Source organism: Shewanella sp. 0m-8, from assembly GCF_052977265.1.
This window is the reverse complement of record NZ_JBRIMB010000077.1, coordinates 1-10,046: the sequence shown is the minus strand read 5'-3', so window position 1 is coordinate 10,046 and position 10,046 is coordinate 1. Positions and strand designations below refer to the sequence as shown.

Genomic DNA, 10,046 nt, shown 5'->3' with positions numbered 1-10,046 from the left:
ATGATTATACGCCTATCCTTGACTCTTTTTAGAGTACAGTTTGATAAGCAGTTACACAAAGTTAGTTACAGTCTCATAGTTATTGTGCTTGTCCTGGAGCTATATATTTGTAAATTTCTTGTTTTAGCTTTACGGGGACTTCGCTTGATAGCAGCTCACGCAAGGTCGTTTCAACGACTGAATGGCTGTCTTTATGCTCACCTAGATAGGTGACTAGCGAGGTAGCGCCTGCCGAGTCTTTGTGCCTTAATACTTCTTCGCTCGCCCAAGTAACGGCTTCAGGCCTATTACTGGTGCTGAGATCCCTGAGCGCTAACTCTCTCACCATAGGGTCGGTTTCATTAGCCAAGCCTTGGGTGAATGTGTTGATAGCATCGCTCCCCTGTAAGCGCAGCATGGTTGTATATGCAACCACCCTTAGATCTGAGTTATCACTGATTAAGAACGCTTCTACATCAGAAACAAAACTGGGATTTCGACTATTCGCGATGGCGGTTAATATTTGGTCTTGATGGTATGCTTGCGAACTATCTTGCAGCTGCTCTCTTAATAACGTTTCAACGTGCTGTGCTTGAGTCGGATTCAATTTATCGCTGTCACCTAACGTACCCACCGCGTAAATAGCCATCGAGCCCAACTCACTGTTGACGGCATCGACAGCCCCACTGGCCCCCTGATGAAATGCAAATAAGCTATCGACCAATTCAGTGATGGGGTATTCAAAATCGTGAGCATAGGCGATGGCGCGATTTCTAGTGGTTGGGTTAAATGCGGCATCGGTGGCCGCCGCCGCGACCGCTTGTTGAGCTTCAGTATGCCCCGCCTCAGTAAGGCTACTCCACAACGCTAATTTAACCGATAAATCCACACGTTCACTTTTAGTGTCTAACTCTTGCACTAATGAGCCAGAAGCCACCGGATACAGGCGCAAATAGTTGACCATAAACTTTCTTGCAAGAGACTCGGTATTAGGATCGCTAAACAATTCAACAAAACGTCCAACCGCCTCTTCAGTATTTAAGCCTTGAGCCATCATATTGAGTTTCGGCTCTGTAGCGTAATAGTCTGCCATGCTTGGCGTTGCAGTATTCGCTTTTGATACTTGCGCGTAGAAGTCAGGAAAGCGCACGTTAGAGTCGACTGCCATGCTATTGGCTGCAAAAGTCATCTTAATATCATCAAATGTCTTACCCATGATCTCGGAGTTAATCAGCTCAATGGTATTGATCGATTGAAACCAGCCGCTGTGCTGATCAACAACAAATTCAGCCTGATGCTCCTCAATACTGACTTTAACGTCAGCTAAGCCAATGCCAAGATCCATGTCATTAAGATGACTTTGCTGATAGCTAAGTTTATTTTTGATGATAGTTAGCGGCTGGTATTTAACACCATCGTCTGCCAGTAGTTGATATTGCGCTTTATAAGTCCCATTTTCATCAAGCTCTCGGGTTAACCAACTGGATTTATATTGATTAGGATAAATCAGCTGTACATTATTTATAATCAGTTGGGTGAAATCGGCACCTTGAGTAGCGGTATTGGTTGCAAGATTAGTTATCTGCCCAGTTTGAGAAAAATCAAAAGAGAATTGATGCTCAGCGCCTTGTGGAGTCTCAATCTCCTGGCCATTATTGATATAGCGTAAATCGCTATATTGGCCTAACACATGCCAACCGCTCGTCTGCTGAGGATAAAATTTAAAATGCACTTGAGCATTCGCGCGAATACTCATATTTTGACGTTGTGACCCACTAGCTTGGATCCCTTGAGTGAGTGCTGACGCATCGACTACGCCGTCGATATCCAACATTATTTGGTAAGCATAAACACCATTATCGGCAAAATCATAAATCAATAGGGTCTTATCTGACCTTAAGTCATCCGTAGTAATAGCTTTAGCATCGTTTGAATGACGACCTTGGCTTAGTGATTCATCAAACGCTAATAGATAAATGCCAATACATATTAGTAGTACGCTAACTAGCACCATCATTGGGGCTGCATTTTTTTTCATCATAGAAATGCCATTATTCACTGCATGAATTTCGAAAGTAAAACAGAAAGCCACCTGCAATCATTCACAGGTGGCTATTTTTAACAAAGTATCACCTAAAGAGTTACTCGACTCTAAGGGTGACGTTCTTCCCCCCAGTTTTTCCACCCTTGTAATTCACATGGGCATAGAGGTTACAATCCTTATGAGGCAAGGTATGAGTTCGGTCGAATTTGTTTCTTAAGCTGTACTTAACCCAGTACTTTTTACCCGTTAAACCGTATTTTTTTATCTCGCTACTGCTTAATGTCTTACCGACCTTTTGCAAAAATAAGTAGTACTCAATACCCGCAAATCCCTTTTTAAGACCGTAGTAATTTTTTCTTTTCATATTATAGTTAGTGGCTAGGTGTTTAAGTTCAGTGCCACTGGTAATCGGACAGCTAGCCAATACATCGATATGATCGCCATTAAGTTGACCTTTGGCTTTTAGCACCATTTTATCATCGCTGCGCTTACGTTGACTTTTAGAGACATATAATCTATAGGTCGATTTTAAATAGGAGGTTCTTGGTACATCTATCTCTTGAGAATGGCCCCACATTTTATATTTACGCCATAAGTTGTCTGAGTACTTAGGTCCTTTCCAGCTCATAATCTTATGTGATTTCTTTACTTTACCAACTAAAAGGTTAATTTTAGCCCATATTTTTATATAACCATCTAAGTGCTCACGTACCATATCCAGTGAAACCGTGGACGAAACCTGGTTACCGTTATCAAACACCCCTGAATAACCTAGCTGTGGAGACAAATAGATAAGATCCAGATTTGAACCTATCCCGGCCGAAGCAAAGCTACCTCCGATTGAAGCATCTGCCGTCGCTTTAAGTTTGGCATAGGGGCCGGTGCGACCCTTTATAGTATTAGTACTTGTATGGAAGTAATTGCGGCTCATTAAGCCCACTTCCCCCTTAATACAAGCTTCTGACCCAAACTTGACACTCCACTTCTTAATAGTTTTCCCCTTACACACCTTAGCAACTTCTTTGCGTAACGTTTCTTCATCACCATCGTGGGAATTATAAATAACCTGCATCCCTTTATAGTCGTCAGGCACCCATCGGGTTATGCTCCATACCGTCTTACCTGCCACTTGGACTTTGTACTTTAAATTAGACTTATCGGCATTTTCCATAAGGGCAGTACTATCTACATTTAACAGCGTCAAGCCCTTACCAAATACCCAAGCCTTAACCCAGCCATACAGGCGTGTATCGATATTTTTAGGTACCCCAGCTGTACCTGAAGTGTATTTGGCTGAGCCTTGCACTTTATATTCTATTTTTGCTTTACCACTAGAACCCACACTTTTCTGGTAGGCCTTCTCAAAAATAGTCGAGGTTTTAGCTCTAGCAACAGCGCTAGCGTACGAGGCGATACCTTGTTTAGCATCTTCAACTATCGGTTGTTCATCATCTGAATCCGGTGGTGTAGTTGCCAGGAAAATAACCGGTAAGCGGATACTATTATCGTCGACCATACCTTGCCATTCCGATATAGCACCATTAGGGTCAAGGCTGATCGTTACCTCACCGACTAGATCTTGCTGATGCGCCGCGAGTAAGTCATACACTTGCTCATTAATCCTTAAATCAAGTAATAACCCCTCTTGATCATCGACGCCGATAGAGGCACACCTTTCCTCTTCACAGGTCACTGCCAATGTGCGGGTATCACTTTTTACATAGTCATAGACTTGATTGGTTTCAGGGTGAACAATCGCATCTTCTTCAGTCGGCTCTCGGCCAGATACTGCTGAGGTTAAATTGAGTGGGAACACCCCTAAACCAGGTAAGTCGATTGTCGCTTGCAGCTCAACAGGCTCGCTGACATCTAAAAACTCAGCTGTCATCATGAAGTTGACATAAATATCGCCATCGCCTTGGTTAAATCCCTGATTGTCATCAGGTCGCTCTGCCAGCACAAAACTAGCATTTTCGAGTTCGGCCATGGTGATTTTAAGGTTGGGCTTATCCGCTTGGATCACATCGATTTGCCCGAGCGAAATCGGCTCGGCAATAGCAACGATCTCTCCTTGAACGTCATCAGGTACGGTTTCAAATTTAGCCATTAACTGGTATTGACCACTGAGCACATCACTAGGCACAGCGAGCCCTGAGGCCGAAACCGGTGTAAAGCGAGTCAATGCCTCCAGCGTCACCGTATCCAAGAGGTATTGCTCATCTGATGCTGCGGCATTGCCAGCCATCAGCACCAAGATGACATTCACTTTTGCATGATCTTGATTACTCGCTAAATTAAAATCAAGGTCAAAGCTCTGCATGGTGGTCACGGCAGTCGCGACACTAATGTTCGATGCCTGAATTAGCGTGTCTGGCGCTAACTCCGGTTGTGGTTCATTAACCTGATTAGTACTGTCTTCACTACAACCTGTAAGTAATGCAAGAAGCAGTATGCTGCATAATGAAACCGTCTTCATGACACCAATTCCTTATTGTTTCTTTCTTTTCTGTTTCTAAAGTAGATCCCGCAGAGCAACATCGTTACCCAAGCAAGGTTAATAGCGCCGCCAGAGTTGTTCTTTTCTGGCACCACTTCTTCTGATGGCTCATCACTGGATAAAATAGCGATGCCACCGGGATCAACGATGGTGCCATTCTTGATGCCATCAGCATCATTTAGGCCACCGTCTTCAATAGTTAATTGCAGGCACATATATCCAGGTCGCAATCCATGCTCATATAAATTACTGCCAGGATCTGGACACTGGCCATCGAGTCCAGAAGCGGATTGAATAATATTTTTGTCATCTTCTATAAAGTCCATCCAGCCTGCAGATGGGGTCTCTTTGCGGTAATAAGCATTAGCGGGAATTTTAGTCTGCAGCGGTAGCACGACTGTGGCTGTCGTTTGATTGTCAGCCAGATCTTTAATTTCAAAGTCAAAGATGCCGCCAACATTGATATAGTCAGGGTCGAGTTCCCTCCCCTGCTCAATCAGCAAGCCGGCAGTGGCCAACGCCAATTGACCTGGCACCAACCTTAGGGTGTTAGCGACTTTAGCCACTGATTCAAGATTATTTTGACTCACAGCGACTTCGCTTTGACTTAAAAATTGGTTATCTAAAAAGTCAGGGATACCGTCAACATCGCTATCTTTATATCCTTCCTCGGTATCAAGAATGCCATCATGGTCTGAATCTATGGCGCTCAGCGCTGCGAGACGTTCTCTCACCACAATACTTAAGCTGTGGTGAGTTGTTTTTGCCGGAGTACCTGAATCAACCACGGTGACCCCCAGCTTGTGCGTGCCCATTCGGTCCCGTGAAGGAATGAATTCAAAAGCATCGCTAGCAAGATAAGACACGACTAATTGATCAGGTATATGCCAAGTGATGCTATGGGAATCTGCAATGTTAAGATCGGCGATATTTAGCTTAACTTTGACACGACCCGATTCGAGATCCACCCAAGGTGAGTCTTGCGAGTCTTGCACCACCGCAACGCTCACTGCTGGAGCAAGATTTGATTCGGTCAGCGTAAGTGTGACTTCGGCGCCAAAGCCTAAATTAATGCTCTGCTCTTCGATCCCCACATCCTGACTCATGGCGGTAATAACGATATTTTCATCGGCTTCAACCCGCTCGTCAGTTAAGGTATCAAACTCGATGATGGCTTGTGTTTCTCTATCGTTAAACACTGCCACGCCAGCTTGAAGGTTATGATCAACCATTGACTCAGCGCTGCCTGAAACTTGGTAAGCAACCACTAAAGGGTAGGTTGGTGAGTAGCCATTTAATTGTAATTTAACAGCAAACTTTTTCCCTTCGGTGATGAATAACTCCGATGGTTTAACCCTAAATGAAATTAACGGCCTAACATTTAAGGTCACTTGCTTTTCTGCTTTATTGCCGACAATATCTGTCGCAGACACTGTCACCTGGTGCTGTCCTGGAGCAAATACAGTAATCGGCCACTCTAAATCAACGTCACCATCAACTAAGTCAAATGCGGTTTGTGATAATAAGTTCATCTCAGCCATGGGTGTCATTGCGCGAGTCGCATTAACCCAAATCACATCATCAACCGATAAGTTTGGCGCCACTGAATCTTGATCCGGAGGCGTGCCTTGCTGATACTCGGTAAGATTGCTTAAGCCATCGCCATCAAAATCTAATTCAGCATCAAAAGGAGCCAAAGCATCTAATCCATATCTTCTCTCGTAAGCATCGGGTAATAGATCACCGTCGCTATCTAGATAGCTCGCGCTATCATAAGGATCGGTGTTGTCTTTTAGCTCCTCTCGGTCTGATACACGGTCACCGTCAGAGTCGATAAAATCCGTGGCATCGTTAGCATCTGTGCCGACGCGATTTTCTTCCGCATCCGACATGCCATCTTCATCGTTATCAATAAAATCTAAGCGATTAAACGGATCCGTTCCCTGTTGGAGCTCAACAAAGTCCGGCACAAAATCGGCATCACTATCGAGAAAACTATTGATATCATTTGGATCTGACTGTTCAACCTCTTCTTGGACATCAGGTACACCATCGCCATCGGCGTCCTTGTCTGCGGCACTATTCGGATCTGTCCCTCGTAAGATTTCGACATAATCCGCTACACCGTCACCATCACTATCGATGAAGCTGGTTTTATTAAGGGGATCCGTTTGCGCCAGCATTTCAGCATAATCGGCAACACCATCGCCATCGCTATCTAAATAACTGAACTTATCAAAGTGATCAGTCTCATTCATACGCTCTTGATAATCAGAGACCAGATCATTATCTGAATCGATATAACTGGTGTTGTCGTTAGGGTCGGTGCCATTGAATATTTCTAACTTGTCGGCAACCCCATCCTTATCACTATCAATAAAGTCATGACCATTAAGCGGATCGGTACCATCAAGTAGTTCCTGATCGTCGTAAACGCCGTCATTATCAGTATCGAAGGTGTAATCGTTAGGATCGTTTGGATCTGTGTTGGCCAAGCCTTCCTGATAATCGGAAACAGTGTCGCCATCGGTATCCTGGAAGCTGTTTTCATCTTGCGGATCGGTACCATTGATCAACTCTTGCTGATCCGGCACACCATCACCATCACTATCAAGAAAACTGCTCGGATTATTGATATCAGTATTATCAATTAGCTCGGCATGATCTGATACGCCATCACCATCGCTATCGATAAAATCAGTACCATCTTCAGCAGATGTTCCCTGGATCAATTCTTGGTAATCGGGCACACCATCAAAGTCAGTGTCTTGGTAGTTTTTACTGTCATTAGGGTTAGTCCCCGCAAGGATCTCGACATAATCGGGTACACCGTCTTTATCTTGATCTTGGTATGAAGAGGCATCGTGGGGATCTGATCCTTGGGCGATTTCTAAAGCATCTGACTCACCGTCATTATCGCTATCGAAGTAGTCATTGCCATCGTAAGGATTGGTTCCTTGCTCAATTTCTAGAGCATCAGATTCACCATCACCATCGACGTCACCATTAGTTTCTAAGGTGAAGTTAATCTGGCGCTCTAACGGTGAGAAACCATCATTGATGATCAGTTTAACGCTGTAACTTGCCTTGGCTTGATTGGCAGCAAGCAAGCTCACTGATACTGGCTCAATTAAGCTGATAACACCTAGCTCATCAATATTAAAATACGCATCGTCGCCAGATTCTGAAAGGGTATAAGCAAGAACGGTATCCTTATCTATATCTGTTACATCAGGTGTGAGCAGTTCAGCCTGGCCTAAAATAAATGATATTTCAGATGTTTGGCTATCGCCAAAAACTTCGGGGACGATGACTTCAGGCAGGTCATTTTTACCTTGAATACTGAAGGTTAAGGTTTGTACAACAAGTTCTGGTGACGCGTCGTTAAGCGAGCGCACGTTAAACTCAATGGTTTCGGTGGCCATTTCATTTTCACGTAGGGTCTCAACCAAATCTTCAGCCGCGCTAGGGTCTACAACCGTCGAATCATCCGCTGGAGTATCGGTATCGACATCAGGGACTTCACCATCTTCTATGCCTTCGTCAATGCCGCCATCGTCATTATCAGGCTGCTCTTCCGGTGCTTGATCGACTATATGATGCTTATATTGATATACCCAGCTGCCATTAATTTGAAATAGATTGCCGTAAGTCCCTTCATAGGTATCAACAACCACTTCAGCTAAATCATCATCTGCATCATTAATATTGACTAGCAGTGCTTCAGCTGTAAAGGGAACAGCGTCAACCTGATCTTCACTGAGCATCTCTGCAGAAATGACACCTATTGAGACCGGATCATCATTCACCGCTAATACGGTTATCTTGACCATTGCTTTGGCACTTTTTATGCCATCACTGACCGCAAATTCAAATGCGTCGTTGCCGGAATAGTTCAGTTCGGGCATATAGGTTAATGTGGCTACGGCTAACTCTTTACCAACTTCAACCGCTTGCTGGTTTATGGTTAACGCACCATAAGCTGGCAGACCAACAATGCTAAAGCTTAATGCGGCATCTGCATCAATATCCGTTGCCGATAAAGTAACTGCAATGGAGTTATCTTCATTGACTGTTAAAAATTGCGCATCCGCTACAGGGGCTTGGTTAACATTAATGACATTAATGTTAAACGCCGCAAGATTGACCGTTGCTTGGCCATCAGAGACCGAAATACTGATGCTCTCACTGATGCCAACATCACTATTTTCAGGGGTACCCGTCAAACTGCCGTTTTGCTGATTAAAGCTTGCCCATGATGGTTTATTCGTAATAGCAAAGGTTAAGGTATCATCGGTATCAACATCGTTAACCTCGGGCGTAAAACTATAAAGCTCCCCCTCATTAACACTCGTGCTTGGTCGACCACTAATGGTCGGCGCGTCATTGACATTAGTCACCATCAGCGCAAAGGGCGCTAGGCTGGCAGTCGCATTCACGCTATCTGTCACGCTAATAATAATGCCTGCGGTAGTGCCAACACCACTGTTACCTGGCGTACCGCTCAATAAACCAGTTTGACTGTTAAAGCTCGCCCAACTCGGCTTATTGCTGATGCTAAATGTATGGCTTTCATCAGCATCAATATCGGTCACCGTAGGTACAAAGCGATAGCTATCCCCTTGTGAAACAGTTGTAGTCGGTCGACCACTAATGGTCGGCGCGTCATTAATTGAGTTAACGGTCACGTTGACGATTTGAGTCGCGCTACCCGTGACCCCATCACTCACTTGCACGACAAAGCTATCGGCACCGAAGTAATTAGGCTTAGGAACATAACTTATGGCTTTACTTTTACCCGTTCCGCTCACTGTAGCAACACCAAAGTTTCCTTGCTCAGCAACAGACCAGTTAATGGTGTCATTATTGACATCTGCAGCGTGCAAGGTCAGTGAAAATGGCCTTGGGTAACTGTCTTCATCCATGCTGATAGCTACTGGCGATGATTGACTAAATGTGGGTGCAGTCGGTGGCTGAATAGCAGAACCACTCAAATCTACAAAGAATGAAGGCCTGCTGTTACCGTTGTAACTAGAATCATTGCAATAAAGTCGGAAACGAGAATTATGATCTATGGGCGTAGTGGGAGCGAAGCGTAATGTAACGCTACAACTTGAACCACTATTAACCGCTAGACTTGTCAGAGGAGCATCTGGGTAGTTCGCCCAATCAGCGCATGTTTGCCCGACAATGGTAAACTCAGGCTTATTGGGTTTATAAGTCCCACAATTATCTAATACATCAACAGATTCACTATTATAGAAATTAATAACAGCATCCGATGAATGACCAATCAATACCGAACCAAAGTCAACAACACCCAGGGTGCCATTAATACTTTCATGAGTAATGCTCAAATCATCAGCGAACGAGTAAGTAGAAAAAAGCGCAATTAAAACCAGTGGCTTTAACTTCATATAGAGGTGTTCCCAATCAATTAAATCTAATCAGAGTCTGAGGGATCCCCAGGAATTTAATAGCATGCTTGTGGATCCCGAACTAAGCCTTGCAGTGTCTTAATGGCCG

The 10,046-nt window shown here is 44.3% G+C and carries 3 protein-coding genes; all 3 read right to left on the bottom strand.

Translation table 11 applies throughout. From position 1 onward, the window contains the following. Positions 1-79: 79 nt before the first annotated feature. Positions 80-2,020 carry a HEAT repeat domain-containing protein gene (locus ACVBIO_RS20950; RefSeq protein ID WP_447173360.1) on the bottom strand — a complete coding sequence of 647 codons (1,941 nt, stop codon included), beginning with the start codon at positions 2,018-2,020 and terminating at the stop codon, positions 80-82. Between the two features lie 100 nt (positions 2,021-2,120). Next, on the bottom strand, positions 2,121-4,499 hold the full coding sequence (locus ACVBIO_RS20945; protein WP_447173359.1) for a hypothetical protein: 2,379 nt from the start codon (positions 4,497-4,499) through the stop codon (positions 2,121-2,123). Beyond that, positions 4,496-9,937 carry an Ig-like domain-containing protein gene (locus ACVBIO_RS20940; protein ID WP_447173358.1) on the bottom strand — a complete coding sequence of 1,814 codons (5,442 nt, stop codon included), beginning with the start codon at positions 9,935-9,937 and terminating at the stop codon, positions 4,496-4,498. Before ACVBIO_RS20940 ends, ACVBIO_RS20945 begins: the two co-directional genes overlap by 4 nt. Positions 9,938-10,046 lie beyond the last annotated feature (109 nt).

Bases quoted from the DNA above. Each gene is read 5' to 3' on its own strand.
- ACVBIO_RS20950 (WP_447173360.1), bottom strand. From the start codon at position 2,020: ATGATGAAAAAAAATGCAGCCCCAATGATGGTGCTAGTTAGCGTACTA.
- ACVBIO_RS20945 (WP_447173359.1), bottom strand. From the start codon at position 4,499: ATGAAGACGGTTTCATTATGCAGCATACTGCTTCTTGCATTACTTACA.
- ACVBIO_RS20940 (WP_447173358.1), bottom strand. From the start codon at position 9,937: ATGAAGTTAAAGCCACTGGTTTTAATTGCGCTTTTTTCTACTTACTCG.